Origin of the sequence: Neobacillus sp. CF12, assembly GCF_030348765.1 — a bacterium.
Lineage (GTDB): Bacteria > Bacillota > Bacilli > Bacillales > Cytobacillaceae > Neobacillus.
On record NZ_JAUCEU010000007.1, the window covers coordinates 3,178,513 to 3,202,681 of the forward strand.

General features: G+C 35.8%; 24 protein-coding genes and 1 pseudogene. 10 read left to right on the plus strand and 15 right to left on the minus strand.

Features of this window, described 5'->3' with window-relative positions; genetic code table 11:
* Position 1: 1 nt before the first annotated feature.
* The 5 genes from rbsK to QUG14_RS15150 all read right to left on the minus strand — a co-directional run bounded on the left by rbsK (position 2) and on the right by QUG14_RS15150 (position 4,450).
* Positions 2-922, minus strand: a complete 921-nt coding sequence (gene rbsK, locus QUG14_RS15130) for a ribokinase (protein WP_289341360.1) — start codon at positions 920-922, stop codon at positions 2-4.
* Between the two features lie 27 nt (positions 923-949).
* On the minus strand, positions 950-1,426 hold the full coding sequence (locus QUG14_RS15135) for an RpiB/LacA/LacB family sugar-phosphate isomerase (RefSeq protein ID WP_289341361.1): 477 nt from the start codon (positions 1,424-1,426) through the stop codon (positions 950-952).
* A gap of 156 nt (positions 1,427-1,582) precedes the next feature.
* Complete coding sequence (locus tag QUG14_RS15140; protein ID WP_289341362.1) at positions 1,583-2,644, minus strand: LacI family DNA-binding transcriptional regulator; 1,062 nt, start codon at positions 2,642-2,644, stop codon at positions 1,583-1,585.
* Between the two features lie 309 nt (positions 2,645-2,953).
* On the minus strand, positions 2,954-3,322 hold the full coding sequence (locus QUG14_RS15145; protein ID WP_289341363.1) for a MazG nucleotide pyrophosphohydrolase domain-containing protein: 369 nt from the start codon (positions 3,320-3,322) through the stop codon (positions 2,954-2,956).
* 258 nt (positions 3,323-3,580) lie between these two features.
* Positions 3,581-4,450 carry a LysR family transcriptional regulator gene (locus tag QUG14_RS15150; RefSeq protein ID WP_289341364.1) on the minus strand — a complete coding sequence of 290 codons (870 nt, stop codon included), beginning with the start codon at positions 4,448-4,450 and terminating at the stop codon, positions 3,581-3,583.
* Positions 4,451-4,793: 343 nt separating this feature from the next.
* On the opposite strand from QUG14_RS15150, the gene QUG14_RS15155 reads away from it, so the two are divergent.
* The 5 genes from QUG14_RS15155 (at position 4,794) to QUG14_RS15175 (ending at position 10,362) form a co-directional block, all read left to right on the plus strand.
* A complete protein-coding gene (locus QUG14_RS15155) occupies positions 4,794-5,687 on the plus strand; it encodes a DMT family transporter (protein ID WP_289341365.1) in 894 nt (297 codons plus the stop codon).
* 553 nt (positions 5,688-6,240) lie between these two features.
* Positions 6,241-6,819: a TetR/AcrR family transcriptional regulator gene (locus tag QUG14_RS15160; RefSeq protein ID WP_289341366.1), complete on the plus strand. Its 579-nt coding sequence runs from the start codon at positions 6,241-6,243 to the stop codon at positions 6,817-6,819.
* Positions 6,820-7,175: 356 nt separating this feature from the next.
* Positions 7,176-7,874 (plus strand): SDR family oxidoreductase, encoded by a 699-nt coding sequence (locus QUG14_RS15165; protein WP_289341367.1) that lies wholly within the window; start codon positions 7,176-7,178, stop codon positions 7,872-7,874.
* 100 nt (positions 7,875-7,974) lie between these two features.
* The gene (locus tag QUG14_RS15170; protein WP_289341368.1) at positions 7,975-9,057 is read left to right on the plus strand and encodes an alkene reductase; all 1,083 of its coding nucleotides are present in this window, start codon (positions 7,975-7,977) and stop codon (positions 9,055-9,057) included.
* A 306-nt stretch (positions 9,058-9,363) separates the two neighbouring features.
* Positions 9,364-10,362, plus strand: coding sequence for an NADP-dependent oxidoreductase (locus QUG14_RS15175; protein WP_289341369.1), 999 nt, complete (start codon positions 9,364-9,366; stop codon positions 10,360-10,362).
* Between the two features lie 237 nt (positions 10,363-10,599).
* Here the strand turns inward: QUG14_RS15175 and QUG14_RS15180 are convergent, their stop codons facing one another.
* The 3 genes from QUG14_RS15180 to QUG14_RS15190 all read right to left on the minus strand — a co-directional run bounded on the left by QUG14_RS15180 (position 10,600) and on the right by QUG14_RS15190 (position 13,186).
* The gene (locus QUG14_RS15180; protein ID WP_289341370.1) at positions 10,600-11,970 is read right to left on the minus strand and encodes an MFS transporter; all 1,371 of its coding nucleotides are present in this window, start codon (positions 11,968-11,970) and stop codon (positions 10,600-10,602) included.
* Between the two features lie 118 nt (positions 11,971-12,088).
* The gene (locus tag QUG14_RS15185; protein WP_289341371.1) at positions 12,089-12,535 is read right to left on the minus strand and encodes a PaaI family thioesterase; all 447 of its coding nucleotides are present in this window, start codon (positions 12,533-12,535) and stop codon (positions 12,089-12,091) included.
* A gap of 75 nt (positions 12,536-12,610) precedes the next feature.
* Positions 12,611-13,186: a TetR/AcrR family transcriptional regulator gene (locus QUG14_RS15190; protein WP_283863257.1), complete on the minus strand. Its 576-nt coding sequence runs from the start codon at positions 13,184-13,186 to the stop codon at positions 12,611-12,613.
* Positions 13,187-13,482: 296 nt separating this feature from the next.
* On the opposite strand from QUG14_RS15190, the gene QUG14_RS15195 reads away from it, so the two are divergent.
* Positions 13,483-13,962: a hypothetical protein gene (locus QUG14_RS15195; RefSeq protein ID WP_289341372.1), complete on the plus strand. Its 480-nt coding sequence runs from the start codon at positions 13,483-13,485 to the stop codon at positions 13,960-13,962.
* Between the two features lie 226 nt (positions 13,963-14,188).
* On the opposite strand, the pseudogene QUG14_RS29765 reads toward QUG14_RS15195, so the two are convergent.
* Positions 14,189-14,657, minus strand: a pseudogene (locus QUG14_RS29765) (tyrosine-type recombinase/integrase); the annotation flags it as partial.
* A 271-nt stretch (positions 14,658-14,928) separates the two neighbouring features.
* Here QUG14_RS29765 and QUG14_RS15210 point away from each other — a divergent pair.
* Together QUG14_RS15210 and QUG14_RS15215 are read left to right on the plus strand one after the other, a co-directional pair.
* Positions 14,929-15,057 carry a hypothetical protein gene (locus tag QUG14_RS15210; RefSeq protein WP_281271575.1) on the plus strand — a complete coding sequence of 43 codons (129 nt, stop codon included), beginning with the start codon at positions 14,929-14,931 and terminating at the stop codon, positions 15,055-15,057.
* A gap of 167 nt (positions 15,058-15,224) precedes the next feature.
* On the plus strand, positions 15,225-15,689 hold the full coding sequence (locus QUG14_RS15215) for a hypothetical protein (protein ID WP_289341375.1): 465 nt from the start codon (positions 15,225-15,227) through the stop codon (positions 15,687-15,689).
* A gap of 474 nt (positions 15,690-16,163) precedes the next feature.
* Here QUG14_RS15215 and QUG14_RS15220 read toward each other — a convergent pair whose 3' ends face one another.
* The 3 genes from QUG14_RS15220 to QUG14_RS15230 form a co-directional block, all read right to left on the minus strand.
* The gene (locus tag QUG14_RS15220; RefSeq protein WP_289341376.1) at positions 16,164-16,430 is read right to left on the minus strand and encodes a hypothetical protein; all 267 of its coding nucleotides are present in this window, start codon (positions 16,428-16,430) and stop codon (positions 16,164-16,166) included.
* Positions 16,431-16,634: 204 nt separating this feature from the next.
* Positions 16,635-16,934 (minus strand): hypothetical protein, encoded by a 300-nt coding sequence (locus tag QUG14_RS15225; protein WP_289341377.1) that lies wholly within the window; start codon positions 16,932-16,934, stop codon positions 16,635-16,637.
* A 114-nt stretch (positions 16,935-17,048) separates the two neighbouring features.
* The gene (locus tag QUG14_RS15230; RefSeq protein ID WP_289341378.1) at positions 17,049-17,390 is read right to left on the minus strand and encodes a hypothetical protein; all 342 of its coding nucleotides are present in this window, start codon (positions 17,388-17,390) and stop codon (positions 17,049-17,051) included.
* A 185-nt stretch (positions 17,391-17,575) separates the two neighbouring features.
* Here QUG14_RS15230 and QUG14_RS15235 point away from each other — a divergent pair, with 185 nt between their 5' ends.
* Complete coding sequence (locus tag QUG14_RS15235; protein ID WP_289341379.1) at positions 17,576-17,974, plus strand: (deoxy)nucleoside triphosphate pyrophosphohydrolase; 399 nt, start codon at positions 17,576-17,578, stop codon at positions 17,972-17,974.
* Between the two features lie 18 nt (positions 17,975-17,992).
* Here the strand turns inward: QUG14_RS15235 and QUG14_RS15240 are convergent, their stop codons facing one another.
* The 3 genes from QUG14_RS15240 to QUG14_RS15250 all read right to left on the minus strand — a co-directional run bounded on the left by QUG14_RS15240 (position 17,993) and on the right by QUG14_RS15250 (position 23,050).
* Positions 17,993-20,806 carry a DEAD/DEAH box helicase gene (locus QUG14_RS15240; RefSeq protein ID WP_289341380.1) on the minus strand — a complete coding sequence of 938 codons (2,814 nt, stop codon included), beginning with the start codon at positions 20,804-20,806 and terminating at the stop codon, positions 17,993-17,995.
* 216 nt (positions 20,807-21,022) lie between these two features.
* Positions 21,023-22,258, minus strand: a complete 1,236-nt coding sequence (locus QUG14_RS15245; protein WP_289341381.1) for a TerD family protein — start codon at positions 22,256-22,258, stop codon at positions 21,023-21,025.
* Positions 22,259-22,375: 117 nt separating this feature from the next.
* Positions 22,376-23,050: a uracil-DNA glycosylase gene (locus tag QUG14_RS15250; protein ID WP_289341382.1), complete on the minus strand. Its 675-nt coding sequence runs from the start codon at positions 23,048-23,050 to the stop codon at positions 22,376-22,378.
* Positions 23,051-23,295: 245 nt separating this feature from the next.
* On the opposite strand from QUG14_RS15250, the gene QUG14_RS15255 reads away from it, so the two are divergent.
* Positions 23,296-24,144, plus strand: coding sequence for a hypothetical protein (locus tag QUG14_RS15255; protein ID WP_289341383.1), 849 nt, complete (start codon positions 23,296-23,298; stop codon positions 24,142-24,144).
* Positions 24,145-24,169 lie beyond the last annotated feature (25 nt).

Below are 24,169 nucleotides of genomic sequence, written 5' to 3' on the forward strand. Positions count from 1 at the left end.
ATTAATCAATTAAAATTTCAACTGTTGATCTACTAGGCATAGATGATTGAGCTCCGAAGCTTGTGACCGATAATGCTGCTACTATTTGAGCAAAGCGAATAGCATCATCTAACTTACCACCTTCTCCAAGATAGACCGCTAAGCCAGCATTGAATGCATCGCCAGCACCAGTAGTGTCCACGGCCACTACTTTATTTGCTCCTATATGAATGACACCATTCTCAACTGAGTAGGCAGCTCCGTCACCACCAAGTGTCATAACCACTTGCTTAACACCCTTTTTCTTTAGCTTGGGAATAATTTCTTCATACCTTCCGCCCCCAGCTGCTCGTCCTGTTGCTATGTACCTTGCTTCCGTTTCGTTTGGGGTAAGTATATCGATTTGCTGTAAAAGAAAATCTGACAGATGGGCCGCAGGTGCAGGGTTTAAAATAATTGGGACATGTTGGTTCTTTGCAATCCGAACGGCTTCTTCCACCACATTCATTGGGATTTCTAACTGTATTAATACAAGGTCTGCAGAACGGATGATTTCTTCTGCCTGCCGAACATGAGCGGGGGTCATTCGATTGTTTGCGCCCGGAGAAACAACGATACTATTCTCACCAGATTCATTTACAGTAATCATAGCCACCCCGCTTGAAACACCGAATACCGTCGTTACATAGTCTGTACCTATACATTCACCTTTTAATTTTGCGATCAATTCCTTACCAAAACCATCGTCCCCGACACAGCCAACCATTTCTACCTTAGCACCAAGCCTACTAGCAGCTACAGCCTGATTAGCACCTTTTCCACCTGGCATTGTTGCAAAATTACTTCCTATTATCGTCTCTCCTTCAAGTGCAATCCTAGGTGTACATATGACCAAATCCATATTTAAACTTCCGATCACCACAATTCTAGCCTGTTTTACCATAACTCCCCTCCGTTCAGCTATCATTTTTTACTCGGACGCTGTGGGCTTAAAAGAGTAATGATGTAACTCCATCTCGTGCAGTTTCCTTACACGACGCCTGAACTCTTCATCCGTGCTGAATTCTGCTTTCAAGAAACCCTCGAGCAGTTCGACCAATAAAACAGGCCCTATAATTTGTGCACCGACGCACATAACATTAACATCATCGTGTTCCACACACTGATGCGCAGAATAAATGTCATGACAGACGGATGCACGAATTCCAGGAATTTTATTGGCTGCGATACACGCCCCAACTCCAGTACCACAAACCATAACTGCCCGATCTACTTCGCCCGATAAGACTCCTGCACACACTGATCTAGTAATGTCCGGGAAATCGACGGGATCAGGGTCATAGGATCCATAATCGATCACCTCATGCCCCATACTTTTTAAAGCATTTACAACTGTGTCCTTTAAAGGAAAACCTGCATGGTCTCCTCCTACTCCGATTCTCATCATTTATACCTCCAAAGTTTTTTTGTATGTGCTTTCTATTCATCAAGCTTCTTTTTAAAAATTTTACTAAGATGTATAAATCATTACATTTTTTCAGTTAATCGTTTAACTTTGCTTTAAAATAAAAACCGATAAATCGGCATATTCAGATAGTGAAAATTAAATACAACCACTTGTTGTCTCTAGTTTGATGGATTCGCTACTGTACGGATTTTCCTTATTGCACCCGCAGGAATGCCGGATAATTAACTCAGTATCCATATAAGTGATTTCTCGCTTCACTTGCTTATTTATTATTCTAGCTAAGATTAATCTTGCAGCATGTACACCTAGTTCGTAGGCTGGTTGCTTTATCGTAGTAATTGGCGGATCGACAATATCAGCCCAATCGGAATCATCATATCCAACGACTGCAAGCTGATCAGGGATTGAAATACCTGATTCCTTTAGATATTTATAAGCCCCCAATGTCATTGAATTGTTTGAAATAAACACCGCATCCGGCTTGTTATCCTGTTCCATTAGCTCTTTCATTTTCTTGTAACCACTTTCAATATCAAAATTACCTTCCTTCACAAGCTCATCCGATTCGGTAATGCCATAATCCTCAAGAGCTCTCTTGTAACCAGTTAATCGATCTTTGCCAGTACTTATTGAAATAGGCCCAGTTATGATCGCTATTTTTTCATAACCATGCCGAATCAAATGCTCAGTGCCAGAATAAGAACCCTTAATATTGTTCGTCATGATCACATCGGATACCATGAAATCAGGGCAACGGTTCAGGAATACCATAGGCACTCCCGTTTTCTCCATTGAGCGGAAATAATCACCTGTGTTCCCTGTGGATGAGACGATAAGTCCGTCTACTCTTTTTCCTATCAATACTTTCAGATATTTATCCTCTTTCTCCACGGAAGAATCCGTGTTGCAAAGCAGTATGCTATAATCGCTCTTAGCTAGTTCTTCTTCAATCCCACGAACCACAATCGAAAAGAAAGGGTTTGCAATATCGGAGATTAGAAGACCAATGATGCGTGATTCCTGCACTCGAAGACTTTTTGCTACAATATTAGGTTGATAGTTCAGTTCCTGAATCGCTGAGAAAACTTTGTTTTTTACTTCATCACTTACATTTTTTGTTTCGTTCAATACATTAGAAACAGTAGCCGTAGAAACTCCAGCTAATGTTGCTACCTCTTTGAGGGTTGCTCTCTTCATTCAGAGTTTTCACCTCCTTTAATCGATTAACTAAATATTATTCTGAATATTCATTCTTGTCAACAAATTATTTAAATTTTACCAAGTGAATTAACGAAAAACATATACAGAAGAATTAGAAAGAATTTAGCTACTTAAGTAATAACAGCCTCAATACCTTAAAATTATGATGGCCGTAATCATTTAGTTCCTGGACAGAGCCCTCAATTCCTACATCCTCCACTAATTATTAAAAATATGACCAAGATTTATTTTGAAAAATTTACAAAATAAATCTTGGATATTATAAATCATTTCAAATCTTTGTCTTTACTTATCCTTGTTTCTTCGATTTTTAACTTCTTCCATTTTTGCATAATAGCTTTCTTCTACATCAATTCCAAAATAATTATAAAACTTAAGCATATAAGCGAGACAGTCGGACAATTCCTTGCCAATGTTTTCTTTAATCTGTTTCTTTGCTAACTCAAATGCCTGATCTTCGTCCATACCATTTTCAACATAGGAAGCAGTTAGATTAAATGCCTTACGGAGTTCCTCCGCTACCTCGGCAACCTCTGTCGTTAGCAGCATGTAATTATTTAAAAGAGAGTCTCGACTCTTAGCAAAGCTTTCCTCAGAGATTTCCCATCCCATTTCTTTTTGATACTGTTTCGCAAAAGTTTGTATTTCTTTCATGATGATCCCTTCCGTCCTTTGACCGTGAATTTGTTAATCAAACGTTTGATTAGTTTTTGGGCCCTTATGTACTAAGGCTTCTCACTAGTTAATCAAACGTTTGATTAGTTTAGCACTCGATTTAATTAAACGTTTGATTAGTAATTTATGTTTCTGGAAATTAACTGATCTATGTTTTTGCAGTATTTTCATTTATCCTTTGGAATCATTACTCAAAGGATGTCATGTGTGTTTTAACAATTTGATCATTATACTCATTCACTCTCTATTCCTATATGATAAATATTCTAAAAATTTCTTAGACGCTAGGGAAAGTGATTTTTGTTCTCTCATAGCAACACCAATATTTCTAAAAGCAGGAACCTCAAGCTCTCTCGCTATAATTTTGTGAGGAATACGCTGTAATATCAATTCTGGTAATATACTGATTCCTAGCCCATTTTCCACCATAGACATAATGGCATAGTCATCCCATGTTGTAAAATTAACATTCGGTGAAATATGGTGTCTCTCAAAAATTTCGGAGATTTCTGCTTTTGCCCCCTTTTCCAACAACATAAACGGACTATTCAGTAAGCCGTTGATGGGAAACTTTTCGCAATTAGCAAGAGGATGATTTTGAGGAATCACTACCAACAAACGGTCTTGTTCCAAAAAGATTGTTTCAAGGTCTGCTTTTGTAGGTAGCCGCAAAAATCCGAAGTCAACACGCCCATTTAAGATCCAGTTCTCAATTTCTGTATAATCACCAAGCAGAAATTCAAAATCTATCTTTGGATAATCCTTCTTAAAAATTTTAATAATGTTAGGGAGCCAATGAGATGCTACGCTGGAAAATGTCCCAATACGAATCATCCCAGATTCCATATTGTGTAGTTCTTCGATTTGCTTCATTAAGATTTCATACTCATTACAAATTCGCTTTAATTGGGGCAGTAACTTGAAACCATCCGAGGTTAAACTGATACCCGTACGTCCTCTTTCTAAAAGGAAAACCCCCCATTCCTTTTCTAAATCGTTAATCATACGGCTAATCCCAGACTGTGAATAGTCCAATGTTTCCGCAGCTTTTGTAAAACTACCCAATTCTACTGCTTTTACAAATGCCATATATTTTTGGATATTCATATCTCTTTCCTCACAACATCTGATTTTGTCATACATATCATGATAAACATTCGTTTTTGTAATGTATGTGAGTATGATATATTATTGCTATTAATTATTCAAGTTAGGAAAAGAAAAGGTATTTAACGATGTTTTTTGTGAGTGATAATATGAAAAAGGCACCAGACACCTACTATTCTCATCTACAAGAAACGGTCTATGAATCATTGACAAAGTTACCGATTCCATTTGAAGGAAGTATTGCCACCCTTGAATATGATTGAGGTTTTTTGATCACATATATTAAAAACGGATTAAGAATCAGCGAAATATAAGCTGTTTCGCAGATTCGTAGGAGTAGACGATGAAATCTAAAATTCAGTTTATATTATCAATGATTATTTTCGGTACAATTGGTTTAATTGTTCGATACATTGATCTATCATCGAGCGAAAGCGCTTTACTTAGCAGTTTCCTAGGATGCTTATTTTTACTGCTAGTATTCTTCATGATTAAGAAAAAAATATCATGGAATTTAGTTAAATCTAATGCTTTATTTTTGATTCTTTCAGGTATTGCATTGGGAGGAAATTGGATTTTTCTTTATCAATCGTATGACCATACGACAATTGCCAATGCAACGCTAGGTTATTACTTTGCACCTGTGTTTGTGATGATTCTTTCTCCCTTCGTACTTAGGGAACAGTTATCCATTAAAAAAATTGTGTGTATTGGTGTAGCGATCATAAGTATGTTAATGATTGTAGGAGAAGGACTGAATGCATCCAGATCTGATGATTTACTCGGACTTTCCTTTGGATTAATCGCAGCTGCATTTTATGCTGCGTTATTGCTTTTAAATAAATTTATTAAAGATATGGGTAAGTTAGAGTTGACCATCATTCAGCTTGGAACAACCACTTTACTTCTAATGCCATATGTTTTCTTGACTTCCGGCCTTGGTATCTTTGAAGTATCAAGTTCTTCCATTCCTTTTATTTTAATTTTAGGGATTATCAATACAGGGATTGGATTTTGGTTATTTTTCTCTGGTATGGAAAAGTTAAAAGGACAGAGTATAGCTATGCTAAGTTATGTAGATCCATTTGTAGCTATATTGATTTCTGCAATTATCCTGAAAGAACAAATGACAATTGTTCAAATACTTGGTGGTGTATTGCTATTAGGCTCTACATTTGTTAGTGAAATGAGATTAGTCAACTTTTCAAAACAACTAATGAAAACACCAGCTGAATAACGTTAAAATAGTGGGAAGCATTTGTTTCCCACTATTTTATATTAAAGTGTTTTTAAATTTACATTGTGAAGAAGTGCACTTAAAGTAACGGTGCAGGTTAGTTGAATAAGGAATGGGAATAATACTCCTAAAATGTTAAGGTGATAGAAATATGACTACTTTCTTACTTATATCCTGTATGCCAATTTGTGGTGCTGTTTATGTAAATTCAAACGACAAGTCGGGTTTTGATTTTGATACCAATAAAAAAATGCCCTCCATTCTAAATCACAAAAATCAAATTTCTTAAATTACACAGAAAAAAACAGTTTTTTTATTCCACAAAAGTATGTTCTCCATAAAAATCAGTCTTTGGTAAGATTCTTGGGATCATATAATCAAGGGATTTAGGTTATGCTGACAGATAAAATGTAGAAGAGATTGTGGAGTTTCCTTATTTGAGCTATAGGTAGTTTCACTACATTTGATAATATTTGGAATAATTATTATGAGGTTACTTTCTTTACCGTTCGTTCTCAATATGTTACAGTGACTATAGGAGGATGAAAATAGAATGGCAAGAAGTAAAGAATTCGAAGAGAACGTAGTATTAGACAAGGCGATGAAGCTCTTTTGGGAACAAGGTTATGAGAAGACATCCATGACCGATCTGGTCGAGCATATGGGAATCCATCGCAGAAGTTTGTATGATACATTTGGCGACAAACATACGCTGTTTTTGAAAGCTATGGATCGATTTCGCGATAAAGTCAGTGCTGAGCTTACGGGAGAAGTTAAACGCTCCAAGAATGCAGCGGAGGCTCTTCAGTTTATTTTTAGTTTCATGATATATGGTGAAGAGAACTCTCCTTCAGGCTGTTTAATGGTGAATTCGGCGGTGGAACTGGCAATGCGCGATGCTGATGTGGATTCAAAGTCCACTGAATCGTTCACACTATCAGAGCAGCTACTCAAGGATATTATTCTGTGGGGGCAAGAGGAGGGAGAATTTACTTCAGAGTATGATACCGGCGAACTGGCGGAACATCTGCATACTGTGTGTGTTGGGTTAAGGGTAATGACAAGAACCTCCATTCCCAAAGAAAAATTACACCGTATAGCTAATTTATCGATAAAACTTTTAGATAAATAGTTCCTATAAGAGAAAGTCTGAACTGTAGTAAAGCTTTCTCCTATGAAGATATCAATGTTTATGCACTTTTTAGAATGATTGTTCTCATATATGAATCTTGCCTTGCTTAAGCTCTCACCATGAAGGGATTTTTCTTTTGTGTTTTTTAGAATGATCGTTCTTGTATATGATTCTTGCCTTACTTAAAAATTTCTCAATGAAGGGATCATTCCTTTGTGCATTTTAGAATGACCATTCCCATATAGCGAGACTTGCCTATGCCCAAAACTTCTCCTTAAGGAAATCATTACTTGCGTAGTTTTGAGGAGTAAGACATTTTGTTGTACCGAAATAAACATTAAAAGGAGCACATAAAAATGAAAATTTCTGAACAAGTCGTATTTGTAACCGGCGCTAACCGAGGTTTTGGACGCCATTTAGCACTTGAACTTCTATCCAGAGGGGCTAAGGTTTATGCCGGTGCAAGAAATCCGGAGTCCATTGACATTCCCGGTGTAATTCCTGTGAAGCTTGATATTACCAACCCTCAAGAGGTAGCTGCAGCCGCTATGGTCGCTAAGGATCTTACGCTTTTGATTAACAATGCAGGATCGTCTACAGGTGCTTCTTTGATTGACGGTGATCTCGATAAAATACATTTGGAGTTTAATACGCATTTCTTTGGCACACTTTCCATGGTTCGAACTTTCGCACCGATTTTAGCAAATAATGGGGGAGGAACGATTCTGAATATTCTTTCCGCATTATCTTGGGTCAGTTCGGGAACTGTTGGCGCTTATACAGCTGCAAAGGCGGCAGAGTGGGCATTGACAAACGACCTACGTTTAAATCTCTATCCTCAAAATGTGAGAGTAGCTGGATTACATGTAGGCTTCATGGAGACAGACATGACATCGAGCTTAGAAGTTCCCAAATCCAACCCTGAGGATATCGCAAAAATTGCTGTTGATGGATTAGAATCCGATAGCTTTGAAATTGTTGCTGATGACGTGAGCCGAAAGATCCAAAGAGTTTTTGCCGGTGGTGTATCTGCGATATACCCACATCTCTCCTAATACAAATTACTAATACAGTGATTTGTCCAAGTTTTCAAACAAAAGGTAAAAGGACACCCGTATACAACGGGTAACATAATTTGAAGAGGAGTGTACAAAAATGGATAAATTGTGGAGCAAAATGAAAATTGGAAATTTGGAATTACCTCATCGTTTAGCGATGGCACCAATGACACGTAGTAGGGCGCATGAAGATGGTACACCAGGAGAACTAAGTTCCCTTTATTATGCTCAAAGAGCATCAATGGGATTAATTATTAGTGAAGGTACACAACCTTCTGATGATGGACAAGGTTACTTATGGTCACCTGGCATCTATACTGAAAGGCATATTGAAGGGTGGAAAAAGGTTACGGATGCTGTGCATGAAGCAGGTGGATTTATGTATATCCAATTAATGCATGTCGGTCGTATGTCGCACCCTGACAATACACCACATCATCGTCAAGCAGTTGCACCATCTGCGATCGCACCTGGAGTAGAAATGTTTACTGCTAAAGGGATGCAGGAAATACCCGTTCCCCGCGAGTTAAGTGAAGAAGATATTCAAACGACAATTGCAGACTTCCGAAAAGCAGCATCTGCAGCTATTGAAGCAGGAGCTGATGGTGTTGAAATTCATGGAGCAAATGGTTATCTAATTCATCAATTTATCGGTGAAAATTCTAATAAACGAACGGATAAATACGGCGGATCAATAGAGAATCGTGCTCGCTTTGCTATCGAAATAACGAAAGCAATCGTTGAAGAAATTGGAGCAGAAAGAACGGGCTTTCGTATCTCACCAGGGGTACCTCTTGGTGGAATTGAAGAAGGTGAACAAGGTCCTGAAGTTTATCTCCATCTTGTAAAAGAATTAGCTCAATTCAATTTGGCTTACCTTCATGTTATGCATGTAGGAAACGAAACACTGCTCCATGAAATTCGTTCAGTTTGGTCCAATTCATTATTAGTCAATCGAGCTGGTCGAGCTCTAGAAAATATTAGTGTAGATATTGATAATGGCGTTGCAGATATGGTACCAGTTGGTGTATGGTCATTAGCTAATCCGGATTTAGTAGAACGTCTCAAAAAAGGGTTTCCTTTGAATGAAGCAGACCGTACAACATTCTTTGGTGGTAACGGAAGCATGGGTTATACGGATTATCCTACGATGAAAGAATTAAAATCTCAAGAGGGGTAAGTATAGCTTATAAGGTGAAGAATGGCGTACAACTGAAAAATTTTACGCCATTCTTTCATCAAAATTAGAAACTATGGGAAACAGCTGTCTCGATAATTAATATAATAAAAGTTTGTGCCCCTTTTTTGGCTCAACCTGAAAATCAGTGCTTGACGCGTGAATTAGGTGTATTTGCAGTGTTAGATGCATTCTTGGGCATATACCCCTTCAAGCACTGGTTTTTGTTTTGAGTCACTTACATTCAACGCTAGAGATTGCATTTCAATGCAAAAGCACCAAAAAATTGTAGAGGAAGAGGATGAAAAAATGAGAGCTGCTCAAATGCAGAAATATACAAAAGAAGTTCAAGTGGAATTGAATGATGTTAAAATACCAGAATTTAGTAGCCGGGAGGTACTCGTTAAAGTAAAAGCAGCAGGTGTTAATCCAGTAGATATCCTTATTTTAAATGGAAGTATTCGAATGATTTCTGATTATGATTTACCATTAACTTTAGGAAATGAACTATCTGGAGTTATTGAGGCTGTTGGAAAAGATGTTAAGAACTTCCACGTTGGTGACCACATTTATACGAGGTTGCCAGTTAATCAAATTGGAGCTTTTGCTGAATATGCGGTCGTCAATGAAGATGCTATATCCATAATGCCTAAAAATCTATCCTTTATTGAAGCAGCCGCTGTTCCTCTCACTGCTTTGACTGCTTATCAAGCATTAAATGACGTACTCAATGCTCAGCCTAACAAAAAGCTATTTATCCCTGGAGGAACCGGCGGCTTTGGTGCTATGGCAATCCCCATCGCCAAATCAATGGGGTTATATGTTATAACAAGCGGCAGTGAAAGAGGTAGATCCCGTACACTGTCGATTGGCGCCGATAAATTCATAAATTACCATGAGGAAAACTATGCCAACATTTTATCTGATATAGATTATGTTATTGACACCTTGGGAGCAAAAGAGATAAAAGCAGAACTTGGTATTTTAAAGCCTCAAGGGAAATTAGTATCATTAAAAGCCGTACCTAATTATCGCTTTGCGGTTGAAAATAATTTTCCAGTGTGGAAAAAACTATTGTTTGGTTTAGTGGGTGCTCGTGTAGATTCTTTAGCACGTAAACATAAAAATGAATATCACTTTTTATTCGTGCAAGCCAATGGCAGTCAATTACAAAAAATCACTAACCTTGTTGAAAAAGAAAATATCACGCCCTCTATTGATTCAATTTATAATTTTAATGACATTAACAAAGCATTAATAAAAGTTTCTACTGGACACTCACAAGGCAAAGTTATTGTAACCTTCTAATCTAAAATTTAAGTACGTGGATGAACTCTTCTAAACTATAAGGTGCTTTCCTTTTATAGTTCCAGCTACCAATAGGGTAGCTTTTTATTTATTTCGCAAACGGGGAACTTCAATTATGAGATGACTCACAATTGAAAAAATTATTTTATTGACCTTCTTTGGAAATAAAACAGCACCCTTGAAAGAGTGCTGGAAACCTATTATGGAAGTCCTATTTCTATTCAATCGATGAAGAATTTAACTTTGCTCCTTTAACCTAGCTCTACGAAGATAGAAGCCGTATATGAAACCAGTCATAATGTTATAAATCGAGAAGCAAATAAAAATATTTCGATAAACCATTTCCAAAGATAAACCTTCTTGAATGGTTATGAGTAATCCAGAAATAGTCACTCCGAGACCCGCACCGAAAAATTGCATTAATTGGGCGATTCCTATCCCCGAACCAATTTGATGGATGGGCAAGATCCTTGTTATCTCGTTTGAAATACTCGAAGAAATTGCCGTAAAGCCAACGCTAGCAAACATATAAATGAAAAGGATAAAATAGGGATTTGCAGAAGAGAACCATGCAAATAAGATTGAGGCACTTAATAACAATAACTGTCCAAAAATAATTAAGGGTGCATTCCCAAAACGGTCAATGAATCTTCCTATATATATGCCAGCAACCATGGCGATAATGGCACCTGGAAAAATCATCAGTCCTAGCTCTGCTGGTTCTTTTCCGAATACAGTTGTGAGAATAATAGGCATTAAAAACAGAAGTGAAAAGTTAATGAAAAAAGCAGAACAATTAATAAGAAGTAGCTTTGTATATTGCTTATTTCTAAGTAGGATTAGCGGAATAAACGGTTCTTCCGTCTTATTAAGATATTTCCAACATACCGCAAAAAGAACGACTGTTCCTAATAGTATCCCATACGAAAATGTAGATAGAAAAAGTAACAGACCTGTTACACTAAGCCCCGTAAGAATAGCACCGAATAAATCGAAATGTCCTTTTTTAATCACCTCATTAGGCAATAACTTTAGGAAGAAAGGAATAGACAGGACAGAAAAAATAGTGACAACGAAAAGATAATTCCATCCTAAGTATTGAGTAATCACTCCCCCTAGTACAGGACCTAACCCAAATGCCAAAGAGGCAGCTGAAGCAATAATCGCCATCGCTTTTCCACGCCTTGATAGAGGGATATACCGTCCAGCCATGATCATACTTAATCCCATAACGGCTCCTGCTCCAGCTGCTTGAAGAATTCTAACCCCTAATAGGATAAAAAAATTAGTTGAAAAGAAACCGATGACTGATGATATTCCTAATAGGCAAATTCCATGGAGTAGAAGTCTTGAGAGGGGAACAAAATCAGATAGGCGACCAAAAGTTAACGTTGAAATGGCAAACATGATGGAATAACCTGATACCAGCCATGAGCCCAAGGATGAGCTTAAGGAAAAGTCTTTAAGTATAAAGGGTAATGCAACATTAAACATGGTTGTATTCATTACAACAAGCAAAGTGGTAACACTCCATATTAAAAGGAGTTTATTCTCTTGTAATTGCACCGTGCTTTCCATTTTGGAAGGAGCCGTTAGAATAGAAGGCATTTGTTCCCACCTTACCTTTTTAAAATTGAACTTTACATCGTACTACAAGCTAAATGATAGCTAAAACTTTATGGATCTTACTTTGAATGGACTTTCTTTTTACAAGAGATTAGTTATATTAATCTATTTTCAATCTTTTTCCGGCAGAATTACCCTTCAAAATCATACATGTACTTGTAGAATGTGCCACAAGACTTTGTTTTTCATCATATACATGACACTCCAGCAATCCGACTGATGAACCTTTTTTTATTAATTTTCCCTCAGCTCGAAGTCTAGATTTAAAAATAGGTTTTAGGAAATTTAATTTAATTTCCATCGTCGTAAAAAGTTCTTCCTCAGCTAATGTAGTTACAAAAGCTAAGCCCATCGCAGCATCGGCTATGTCACATAAAATTCCCCCGTGCAGCGTACCCATTGGATTATGTAACCTTTCAGTTGCATCGATTTCAACTACAACTCTGCCTACTTCCACTTCCGTTACGTTAAAACCTAATACCTCCGCAACGGGAGCTCCAGGTAATTCACCGGCTGCTATTTTCTTTAAAACCTCTAAATGATTCATTCTTTTCACCCTCCATATTAAATAAAAAAGATTAGACAAAATCATTACTTTTTTAGAACGTCCATTCTAAAATTGTTAATCTAATACCGCTAAAGTGGAATCAATGATGTTTTGAAGTTTCTCTTTATCTGACGTTGTTTTGGCTAATACTCTTACCCCAATAAGTGAATTGTGAATAAATTGAGATGATTTTTCTATATCAAGTTGATTGGATATTTCCCCACTTATTTGGCCCTGCAATAGTAGTTCGCATATAAATGATTCTGTCTTACTAAAGCTTCTACTAATCCTGTCAGCAACTTCTTGGTCATGTAAGGCTAATTCTACAGCTGTATTAACAATTAAACATCCTGGGGGTTTTTCTTCATCCGAAAAAGCCACCATTTCAAATAATCTTCTTATCGCTAACTTGACCGAATTAAAAGGTTTAATTTGTTGCTCCATTCTTTTTCCGATTATTTCTTCGAAGAGTTGTAAAGCTCTTAGAAATAACGTCTGTTTATCACCAAATGTGTCATAAATACTTCGACGGTGTATGTGCATATAGTCTACTAAATCTTGCATAGACGTTTTTTCATATCCATTTCGCCAAAAAAGCACCATTGCTTTTCGTAAAACCTCGGCTTCATCAAATTCTTTGTGTCTAGCCATTTTTTTCACCCCCTTTTAAAAAATTTTATCATTTTTAGAATGATTGGTAAAGAATATTCGAACTATTCAAACGGTACGGGGGTAATGAGCAGCGGTAACATCGATATTTTCTTGTTCATTTCAAAGAGATTGTGAAGAAATGTACTTAAAGTAACGGGTGCATGAGTTCAAGATCGGATGCTATTTATCGCGGCTTTTTCTTTTTGTGCTAACTGGCAGGATAGTTCAAAAAGTGATAATAAAAAAGCTAAGCCTGAGGAATGATAAAAAAAACATTCTGGAGGATGTTGGTAGAGATGAATAAAAAGAAAACATTTTCGTTAGCTATGATAATCATTCCATGGCTTTCTGTTCTGTTCATGGATAAAAAATCACTCGTAAGGTATTTTCCCGTAGCAAGTTTTATTAACTTATTTATAAGTGTCTTTAGTGTCATCGGAAATAAGAGAAGATGGTGGATAAATAAAAATCCATTTTCCCCTGGTAATGTAGATTTCTCATATATATTAGGACCATATTTTGTAGCAACGCTATGGATATTTAAACTAACTTACGGTAATTTTCCAAAATACCTCGTTACCAATGCCATTGCGAATATTTTTAATGCTTTTCTACTTGGTTCTATGTGGGAAAAATTTGATATATTTAAATTTAAAAAAATAAATCATACCATTTGGTATTTTATTTGTGTATTATTATCAATTTTTATCTATGGCTATCAATACATTGTGGAAAAAATAATTACAAATGAAAACAAGATAAAATCAGTGGAATAATTGTTTCCTACTTAGTTGTTTAAAGCAGTATTGTTAAAGAAGAACACCTTTTAAAATAACAATAAATTTAATATTTTAAAGGTGTTGTTATTTTTTGAAACAAGCGAGAATGTACAGAATATCTCTACTATTAACCAAACTAATGTCAACCTTTATTGTATTCTTTATTCAACTAAGGGTAGTAAGAGTGAAATAAAGCAACGCAATCGCGTTGCTTATTTTAATGTTAAAAATATTTCCTATATAATTCATGTCTGATGCTTCCACTGAGTTGGGCATAGATCCGGGTCGTTTCACTTTTTTCATGACCTAATAAGCTTTGAATAACATCCAAAGGAGCTCCATTATTCAATAGGTGGGTAGCATAGCTATGCCTAAGTTGGTGTGGATGAATGTCTTTGCTAATGCTGGCGCGATTGGAAATGCGTTTAATAATGTAACGCATCTGCAATGCTCATTCGATGCGGATCGCGTTCCGTGACAAAAATAGCAGGATCCCGGTCTAAACGATTATCCAGATATCGTTTTAACCAAATTTCACTGCGGATATTAAAATAGACTTCACGTTCCTTATCGCCTTTACCTCTTATAACGGCGGAACGGTTCGACCAATTAATTCTGTTTCTATCTAAGGAAACAATTTCTCCTATTCGGCATCCTGTAGAGAACATGAACTCAAACAAAGCTTTTTCCATAATGTATTTGGAGAAAAGCCTTCAATTCTTTTATCTGCTTCATACATTTCCCATGCTCTAGATAATAACAATTTCATCTCACCCAATGATTATCTTTTTATGGGAATTATTGACCGGATTGACGAAATCGAAACGGCAGTTCTTATTAAGCTAAAGAAGCAGTTTCCCAAAAAGAATCTCTGCCAATACGGCATACATTTTCTTCCTTTTCTGAGGACGGCGGCTACTAGCATACTAATGATATATGATAATTATCAGCAAGGGGGAAATCATGAGCAAAACAGAGGAATTAAAAAAGGAATTGCAGGTCTTGACCAGTCGGCGTGATCGTATGCAACAGAACCTTTATGAAGTAGAAAAACGCATTAACGAAATTGTTAATGAATTGAAAAAAAAATAAAAGAATGGGAGCGCCCACGCGGGTGTTTTTGACTTATTTATTTGTAAAGGAAAAATTTTTAACTTGGTTGCTACGGCAGCATTTTTTTCTTTAACTAACGGACAGTATTGTTGAATAAGAGTCACCTAATTTAGGTAAAGATAAAAAAAAATATTGGAGGTTCATCAATGGGCCAAGTCCTTTCCTGGATTGTAATTATAGTACCCTGGTTTTTTCTTGTACCACTAAATTCAATTAGGATAAGAAACTTTTTATCAGTTGCGTTTTTTACTGTTTTATTGAATACAGTTTATTTCCAAATGGCAGAGGTTTGGAATTGGTGGACGGTAACAAATAATTTATTTTTTCTAACAAATATTTCATCGTTTACATATGGACTACTTCCCGTCACTACCATCCTTGTATTTTATTTTTTTTATCCCAACGTTTGGTTATTTTTCGGAGCTAATCTCATCTTGGATGCAATACAAGCATTTATTATTAGCCCCTTTATTTTTGAAGAATTTAGACTTTATGAGTTGAACAATATGAGTAATTTGGGGCTTTATTTTGCGATTATTAGTCATTTACCAATAATTTATCTTTATCAAAGATGGTATGATTCTGTATTCAATCATAAAAAAAACTATTAATTATTGTGTTCAAATATAGGGTCATTTCTTCAAGAAGAAGGTCCCTATTTTCTTATTTAACAAGAAAGTTTGTGAATTATTGTACTTAAACCATCGGGTGCGTTAACACAATAAGGAGTAAAGTAAAATAGCCTAAAATAAGCAAGTTTTTATGCACAACTTGCTATTTAAGATTTTTTCATTCATAAAAGATACTGCCATTAACAGAGTTTTTAATTGCTATAACAATTTAATCATCTAGGAGCATTACTTTGAAAAAGGCTGTAAAGGTATTAGCAGAAATTTCCCATCCCTTTTCTTTTTGATACTGTTTCGCAAAAGTTTGTATCTCTTTCATGATGATTCCTTCCGTCCTTTGACCGTGAATTTGTTAATCAAACGTTTGATTAGTTTTTGGGTCCTTATGTACCAAGGCTTCTCTCTAGTTAATCAATCGTTTGATTAGTTTAGCACCCGATTTAATTAAACGATTGATTAGTTTTTCAAATCAATTAATCGGCCATTATTTTGATATAAACGATACTTTCCTGGAGCTACTCTTTCGAGAATTCTGTATTCATCACTAACAGTAGATGAAGAATTCCCGCCGAGCGATTTAGGAACCATATCGGCCAAAGACGTCCCAACATCTTTCCATGTATTTGGGTACTTTTTTTGTATCCACTCATTAACTTCCTTAATGGTTCCCTCTCCGCCTAAATCATCCAATGCAAGAATAATAGCTTGATTGAGATTCATCATAAACACCATTCCTTTGATAGATAATTTTAGTTTACCTTCCATTTAAGAAAGTGTCTTGTTATTCTGAATTTTATTAGACTTACTTTCAATCAAACGTTTGATTAGTTTTTCCCCTTTTTCTGATAAAAAAAAACGGTCCTAGCAACGGTAATTTTAGTAAGGACCGAAGAAAAGATGATATTATATTGTAAATCTGCCTTATCTTCATGTTGCATTCATAACGACGTCTTTAAACATTGCAATTTCTTTAGCAAGGGATGCTCTCATTTTGTCTCCACATTTCTGACTACAAATTGTGAAAATTCCATCTATACCTTCCAATTTTGCTTCAGAGTTTTCCCCCGGGATAATCATAGGAACACTAGTATTTCGTGATTCAAGATGAATATGTATCATTCTCCCGTCACTATCTGAAATCTTTTTCCCCTCCACGAACTTGATATTTATCGTAAATACTTCCTTATCTTCCTTTATTTTTTTCATGCACCATGCACATTTCAACATAAACAATCACCTTTTTTATAGATTAAATGCCCTCAATCATTTAGTTAGTTTGATCATTTCAATACTTAAGCTTTGAGTAACGCATTAACTCCCCTTAAAAACCATCCCTGTTTATTAACCTATACTCTTTAGTTTAGCCGCTTCTGCAATTAGCGCAAATATATAGGCAGTATTTCGTGATTTTCTTGATACCTCATGGCGAACACCCGTCTCGCCTCTTAACCAACGTTCATAGTACCCACATACAAATTCAAAATCCTTATAGTTTATTTTTCTATCAAATGACAGATTAACACTTGGTCTATTGTTCCTTGCTTTACTAATGATTAAATAATTCCCCTGAGTACTAACCTGAAACCATAAAGGTTCTCTTCTAACTTGCGGTACCGTTTGAATTTCAAACTCTGATAAACTTGCCTTGTCGTGAATTTTATCCCATAGTATCTGTGCATTCATCTATATCCCGCTCCTCTGTAAAATTGGTTTTCTGAATATTCACATTAATATTATAACAAGAACACTCCTGAATTAATCAGTCTGATAAATGTTTATATATATTTCCTTTTAGAATTTATCATAATAAAGAATCTAATAAAAAAAAATGATATTATTATGATTATAGATACATTAGGGAGGCTATCATGAAAAAACTCGTAAAAGTAGTTGCGGCTGTAATTGAAAATGAAAATAATGAAATATTATGTGCGCTAAGATCACCAGAAATGTCTATCCCTAATATGTGGGAGTTTCCAGGGGGTAAAGTGGAAGCAAATGAAGATATATACTCTGCACTTGAAAGAGAAATTGACGAAGAACTCAATTGTAAGATTGAAACAACAAAAGAAATCTTTAACAACAACACACATGAATATGAAACTTTTATCATTAACTTAATTTCAATTAAATGTAAGGTTGTCGAAGGTGCACCTACACCTAGTGAGCATTCAAAGTTAATCTGGTTAAAAAGAGAAAATCTTAATTCACTCAAGTGGGCTCCAGCAGATATTCCCGCTGTTGAGCAGTTAATTAAAGAAAAATAGTCTTCTCAAATGAGAAGACTATACTTTTTCAGTAAACTCGGTATATATGGTTGCTGGTATGTTATTCTCTAATTTAATTTTAACTGTAATAGGTTTCTCACCTTCATATTGTACCGTATCACCTCGCCCAATATAAATGAAAGGCTGATTCTTCCCATCTATTTCTCTGTACTTCCTAACAAATAAATGAAGATTGACGTTTTGCCGTTTATTATAGATTATATTCTGTCCTCTTTCAGTATTTTGTGATGTAGTATTTGGTGTTTGCCATTGAAAATAACTCTCATCAATAAATTTATCCTTATAGTTAATACTTTCCTTTATATCCTCTTCTTTGTGCAGATCGATAAATAAAAAATATTCATTACCATTGGTTATGAGACCTTGACCCCTATAGGAACTGTGGATTTTACGGTAGTTAGAAAGTAGAGCTGCATCCACCATCTGATATTGCTCATAGAGTTTAAAATGTGGAACACCGAAGTACTCAGCCTTAAATTCCTTTTCATATCGAAATATCCCATAGGTAATAATATCTTCGATAAACTTCCTATAATCTTCATTTTCCAATAGATCTTTAAAAAGTGGAGTCTTACTAAGTTTGCCATTGCTATATTGAACTAGTTTAGGTTTATTCTTTAATTGGCTACTATCATAGTAGTTTTGATTTAAGCATTCAAAGGCATGTAAAACACTGTCATCATCAATTTCCGTTATTACCTTTAGAATTTGCTTCTTTGCAATTTCTAAATTTATTTCATTGTTCTCTAATAAATAACGAATGATTACAAACTCATAAATCCGCTTAAGTGGAAGCTTGCTTGAAAGTTCTTTTAAAGTCCCTTCAAAAGCCTCATTCTGTAAAAGTCCCTTTAAATACTCATCCTTCTCTACCTTTGCCACAAATTGTAAGTATGTTTTTTCACGATCAATGAATTTAACAGGATCAGGTGCTCCGTCATATTTTAAATAATCCAATAGCAAGGTTGGTATCCGGCCTTGATTAAGTTTCTTAAATTCAAAGTACTCTTCCTTAAGGTACTTAATTGAATTAAAGTTTTCACTATCAATCTGAGTTAATATTCTTTCCTGCGTTATTTTATCCATTTGAATATGAGTACACCCAGGGATATTAGCAAATCCTGTTGCTACTGCAACCTTCAAACTTTCTTTATCATAATAACGACTTCCGTTTAATGCTAGTGCAATTAGGAATGTTTTGTTATGGTTTCCGATAAAGTCTAGTACCGTTAAGAAAGTTTTTTCTGCATGTTTCCGTAACCCTCTCCCTAGTTGTTGTATAAATACTATTGGAGAATTGGTTGGTCTTAACATCAATACAGTATTTATCGATGGAATATCCACACCTTCATTAAAAATATCAACTGTAAAAATGAACTCTAATCCGTCATGGTCACTTTCTAATTGATTAATAAAACGTTCACGAGTCTCTGATGAATTTCCACCGTGTAAACAAACACTCTGATAACCTCTTTTATTAAATTCACTAGCCATATACTGGGCATGCTCGATACTGGCGCAGAAACCAAGACCCTTTCTTTTTTCACCGTCATGACCATAGAAGTCCATTTTCTCAATAATAAAATCAACGCGTTCGTTTACCTTTAACCTTTTGGTAAGTTCAGCGATATCGTCAATGTTCACATCACTCAAATCTATGCCTTCAATATCAGTTATACCAAAGTAGTGAAAAGGAATAACTAGCTCGTCCTCAAGAGCCTCATGCAAGCGGACTTCTATTGCAACATTATTATCAAAAATATCAAAGACATTATAACCGTCACTTCGCTCTGGTGTTGCCGTCATTCCTAACGTAAATTTAGGCTTAAAGTAATCTAAAATTGTTTGATAGGTTGGGCTAGTCGCATGATGTGCTTCATCAATGATCAGATATTCAAATTCATCCCTTTTATATTCATGAAAACATTTAGACATGGTTTGAATAGTGGCAAACACATAATCAACATTTTTTTGTTTATGATTACCTGTTAATAGACCAAATGTTAGGCCTTCATTTGGTAATAGCAGTTCAAAGGTTTCCTTTGCTTTTTTCAAAATCTCTTCTCTATGAACAATAAATAGAAGTCTCTTTGGTCTAAAGCTTTTCACATCGAATGCAGACATATAGGTTTTGCCCGTACCGGTTGCAGCAATGACAAGTGCCTTTTTCTCCCCAAAATTTCTCAGTCTCTCTAGATTTTCTGTAGCCCTTCTTTGCATTCTATTAGGGACAATGTATTTTTTATTTTCATAAATCAGGTTACGTGATTGCTTTGTATCGTTAAAGCTCTTAAGAAACTCATCATATCTACTAATAAAATCTTCGTCCGCAACTTCACTCATATTCCACAGATAATCATATTCTTTTAAAACATCCTGTATAAAGCGGCCATTTTCTTTAGTGATGATTTCAACGTTCCATTCGATATTACTCTTCAAAGCACTCTGTGTAATATTCGAGGAACCAATAATCACCTTATAGCTATCTTTGTATTCAAATATGTATGCCTTCGTATGGAAACCAATTTCTTTATCTGTAACAAATACCTTTAAATCCACATTTTTAAACTCTCTAATCTTTTCCAAGGCCTTTGCATCAGTGAAATTCAGATAAGTTGAAGTAATGATTTTCCCTTTGACTCCCTTTTCCTCAGCTTCCTTCAAAGGATCAAGCAAAAGCTGTAGACCACTAAAGTTAATAAAAGCCACACTAAAATAAAACCTCTCGCACTCATTCATGGATCTCACTAATTCTCTCAATAAATTCCCTTTATCGGAATTCACAATTAACTTCTTTTCGACCGTATCCATCGATTTTCCCCTGACTATATAATTAATATCTGTCTTGTTAATGTTATTTTTTGGATATATAAAATTGTACAGTATATGGGGAAAAATAAAAAGATCTTCTATTCGATGAAGAATAAAAGATCCAATCTCCTTGAGCTTATGTAACGACGTCATAGTGCTGTGAGGTTTTTATTAAACTGGTTATGATTCCATTAGAAACCTACCTATTAATTAGTTCTACTTATAATCATTTTTTGGTCCTATATCCATTATAACCTCAACCATATTGGAAGAACCCATCTTAAGTTTAGGCCTATTCTCTGAGTCCGGTGAACTATAAAGCTCCAATGGGCTAATCATTACTCCTTCTGGGGTGTTATGAAGAATTCCGGGTACGCAAGTATAAATTCTATCATTGTTATTTGCATTTTTTGCAGATATGGTAACGGAGGTTCCATTATGATTATCTATACTCATGGACACCTTGTATCTATAGAATGAGCCTGTCCCATTTGACTGTGCAGAATAAACAACAGGAACAACTGCGAGAATATCATTATTTAACCGTAATTTAATTACTTCTGTCTTAGTTGGTCCGCTAGTTCTCCTAACATCCCCCATATGTTCTACTGCTCCGTTGCCAAAACTTCTGAGCGGAGGAGTTCCTTTAGCCCCAAACATAGCAACATCTATCTGCTTACCATTCTTTGTATAAACTAAAGCATATATATCATAATCTGTCCCAGTCTTCCAGGATACCGTAGTCGTAATTTCTGGTGTTTTTTCAATCATCACTGGTCTTTGGCCTTTTTCGAGACTTACTTTACCCTTTACCTTTTCAAGGCTGATCAGTGACTTCGTGTTATTTTCAGGAACAGTTTGAGGCTTTTCAGGTTCTTTTACGGCTTGTTTTTGAATAGGTTTAGGTTCAGAAGGCTTGCTTTGCTCATCAGATTCAACTTCAACACCGTAATTTTTACATAACCCTTCAAGACCAGAATTAAACCCGCGCCAAATTGATTTTGCCTTTATCTGGCCATTCCTTATGTATAATTCTAACACTATGATTCCATTTTCATTTGTGAAACTAGATGGGGTTAACTGGATAATACTATTATCGGTACATACCTCTGCCTTTAAATTCTTTACATTAGAAAATCCCGTGTTATTATCCTCTGTAAGAGTGATCGCTATTTTCGTAATACCTGCTGGGACTTTACTCATATCAAAATTAATTTTATGTACTTTTGTATTACCTACTATCTCAGTTGGTATAAGAGTAGCTTCACCAGAAGCACTCTCTGGTTGATTATAAAATATAATCCCGCTATCTCCTTGTACCTTGTCTGAATCATTTAAAAGAAAAGCTGTTAAAGAAATATCGATTGAATTAGAAATCTCGTAGCTGACAGTAACATTACCTTTTGGCGAACTTAAAGCTGTATTTGCTCCCATCTGGAGAAATTGATTCATTTAAAACCACTCCATTCCTCTATCAATTTGTCAAACCTCACTTACTTCCGATACGGTAACCGTATCATAATTTCCAATGAATACGATTTCTATGTGTAAAAAAGTATTCACTTTAACCTATAGATCTTTTATTTGCCAATCAATCTCATTACTCCCAATTTCCCTCAAGTACATATTCGCTTTAGAAAACGGCCGGCTGCCGAAGAAACCATTATGGGCAGAAAATGGGCTCGGATGTGGAGATTTAATCATGTAGTGATGGGGTGAGGTAATCGATTGTTGTTTTTGTTGTGCGAAATTCCCCCACAGGATGAATATGACAGGTGATTCTCTTTGATTCAATAGTTCTATGACTCTATTAGTGAACAACTCCCAGCCGAGACCCTTATGTGAGTTTGCATTTCCAGCCTGGACAGTCAGCACCGTATTTAACATCAATACCCCCTGTTTGGCCCAATCCACTAGGTAACCATGATTAGGAATAGAACATCCCACATCATCCTGAAGCTCCTTATAGATATTGCGTAATGATGGAGGAATCTTCACTCCGGGTTTAACGGAGAAACTTAGACCATGAGCTTGTCCTGGGCCATGATAGGGATCCTGACCAATGATGACTACCTTGGTATCTCTATAAGATGTGTAGTGGAGCGCATTAAAAATATCATGTTTATCGGGATAAATAACCTTCTTTTGATATTCCGTCTTTAATTTTCCTCTTAATTGTCGATAATACGTTTTTTCAAATTCCTCCTCCAACAAAGGAGCCCAATCATTTTTTAAAATCGCCATCTCTTTCACTCTCTTTTCAAGATTGTTAATTTAATTATAAGTATATAGAATTACTTTGCACCATAAAAAATACCTACGGTGACAGGCACCGTTAAGCATTGATCCAGTATAAATTGGTTCGGCAATTGTCCGATATTTTTTTTCATTCTGCTAAGTACACAATTCTGTAACAACTTTCTGCAATCGACCCTGTCCTTTTGCTCTCTGGATTTATATATAGAGGGTAGAAAGGGTGGTGCTTTTTTATGAATTTAAAATCAGGCAGAATTGAAGGGTTTGAAGGGTATTCTCAGTTTGAAAGTGTGAAGGAGTTTAATACGCATGTGGAAATGTGGTTAGCGGTGAAAAAGCAGGAGTTTTCGAAGGGGGAGCTAATTGGATTGAAACGGCTTGTTCGTTTTTCCGCAAAAGTTCCTGGGGTTAGTAATGCGAAGATTGGAACGCTGCTAAAAGCGATTAATGAAGAATATCAGGGGAATGGAATTTCCCGCTCTACTTTTAAACGGATGATCCTCAAAGCAAAAGAAATAGGAATTCTCACCATCTATGAAACAGAACGAAAAAACGGTTCCCAGTCTAGTAATCTTTACAGCTTTAATCGTTTCCCACAAAGTGAACCACCCAAAGCGAAAAAATTGGACCAGCCTAAAGAAACTAATAATCTTTTAAAAACAAATAATCAAAAGATTAATAAACGTAACGAAGCGCCGATTGAACTCGATTACACTTTTGTTAGTGATAAAGTTCCTCAGGCTTTTGTTCAATCCGTAAAATACTTCTTTTCGGATGCAAAGACAATTGAAGAATACTGGCATATGGTACAAATCGCTGCTTTTGGATTTGAATGTCAGCAACAAACAGAGGACGTGCTCGAGATTGCCATTCAGTCTTTTAAGCAGTTGATCCGAAAATTGAAATCTACCAAGCAGGTAGCAAAACCAATTGCCTTCTTTTATGGCATCTTAACCAACAAATTAAAAGAACTCTATCTCAATCAATTGCCTGAAAACAGAAATGAGAGTAAGCCGTTTCGGTATGTGCTCGAAACAGGCGAAGTTATTTACTATGACTGGCTGCATGTAAATCAAGCATAATGGGAGTGGAATGTGATAGAAGGTT

Excerpts from the sequence above, each read along its gene's own strand:
- QUG14_RS15165 (WP_289341367.1), top strand. The coding sequence starts at position 7,176 with ATGAAAATTTCTGAACAAGTCGTATTTGTAACCGGCGCTAACCGAGGT.
- QUG14_RS15155 (WP_289341365.1), top strand. The coding sequence starts at position 4,794 with ATGAAATCTAAAATTCAGTTTATATTATCAATGATTATTTTCGGTACA.
- QUG14_RS15230 (WP_289341378.1), bottom strand. The coding sequence starts at position 17,390 with ATGAATGCACAGATACTATGGGATAAAATTCACGACAAGGCAAGTTTA.
- QUG14_RS15170 (WP_289341368.1), top strand. The coding sequence starts at position 7,975 with ATGGATAAATTGTGGAGCAAAATGAAAATTGGAAATTTGGAATTACCT.
- QUG14_RS15220 (WP_289341376.1), bottom strand. The coding sequence starts at position 16,430 with ATGATGAATCTCAATCAAGCTATTATTCTTGCATTGGATGATTTAGGC.
- QUG14_RS15255 (WP_289341383.1), top strand. The coding sequence starts at position 23,296 with ATGAATTTAAAATCAGGCAGAATTGAAGGGTTTGAAGGGTATTCTCAG.
- QUG14_RS15180 (WP_289341370.1), bottom strand. The coding sequence starts at position 11,970 with ATGCCTTCTATTCTAACGGCTCCTTCCAAAATGGAAAGCACGGTGCAA.
- QUG14_RS15215 (WP_289341375.1), top strand. The coding sequence starts at position 15,225 with ATGGGCCAAGTCCTTTCCTGGATTGTAATTATAGTACCCTGGTTTTTT.
- QUG14_RS15140 (WP_289341362.1), bottom strand. The coding sequence starts at position 2,644 with ATGAAGAGAGCAACCCTCAAAGAGGTAGCAACATTAGCTGGAGTTTCT.
- QUG14_RS15185 (WP_289341371.1), bottom strand. The coding sequence starts at position 12,535 with ATGAATCATTTAGAGGTTTTAAAGAAAATAGCAGCCGGTGAATTACCT.
- QUG14_RS15150 (WP_289341364.1), bottom strand. The coding sequence starts at position 4,450 with ATGAATATCCAAAAATATATGGCATTTGTAAAAGCAGTAGAATTGGGT.
- QUG14_RS15235 (WP_289341379.1), top strand. The coding sequence starts at position 17,576 with ATGAAAAAACTCGTAAAAGTAGTTGCGGCTGTAATTGAAAATGAAAAT.
- QUG14_RS15160 (WP_289341366.1), top strand. The coding sequence starts at position 6,241 with ATGGCAAGAAGTAAAGAATTCGAAGAGAACGTAGTATTAGACAAGGCG.
- QUG14_RS15240 (WP_289341380.1), bottom strand. The coding sequence starts at position 20,806 with ATGGATACGGTCGAAAAGAAGTTAATTGTGAATTCCGATAAAGGGAAT.
- QUG14_RS15175 (WP_289341369.1), top strand. The coding sequence starts at position 9,364 with ATGAGAGCTGCTCAAATGCAGAAATATACAAAAGAAGTTCAAGTGGAA.
- QUG14_RS15195 (WP_289341372.1), top strand. The coding sequence starts at position 13,483 with ATGAATAAAAAGAAAACATTTTCGTTAGCTATGATAATCATTCCATGG.
- QUG14_RS15210 (WP_281271575.1), top strand. The coding sequence starts at position 14,929 with ATGAGCAAAACAGAGGAATTAAAAAAGGAATTGCAGGTCTTGACCAGT.
- QUG14_RS15135 (WP_289341361.1), bottom strand. The coding sequence starts at position 1,426 with ATGATGAGAATCGGAGTAGGAGGAGACCATGCAGGTTTTCCTTTAAAG.
- QUG14_RS15145 (WP_289341363.1), bottom strand. The coding sequence starts at position 3,322 with ATGAAAGAAATACAAACTTTTGCGAAACAGTATCAAAAAGAAATGGGA.
- rbsK (WP_289341360.1), bottom strand. The coding sequence starts at position 922 with ATGGTAAAACAGGCTAGAATTGTGGTGATCGGAAGTTTAAATATGGAT.
- QUG14_RS15225 (WP_289341377.1), bottom strand. The coding sequence starts at position 16,934 with ATGTTGAAATGTGCATGGTGCATGAAAAAAATAAAGGAAGATAAGGAA.
- QUG14_RS15250 (WP_289341382.1), bottom strand. The coding sequence starts at position 23,050 with ATGGCGATTTTAAAAAATGATTGGGCTCCTTTGTTGGAGGAGGAATTT.
- QUG14_RS15245 (WP_289341381.1), bottom strand. The coding sequence starts at position 22,258 with ATGAATCAATTTCTCCAGATGGGAGCAAATACAGCTTTAAGTTCGCCA.
- QUG14_RS15190 (WP_283863257.1), bottom strand. The coding sequence starts at position 13,186 with ATGGCTAGACACAAAGAATTTGATGAAGCCGAGGTTTTACGAAAAGCA.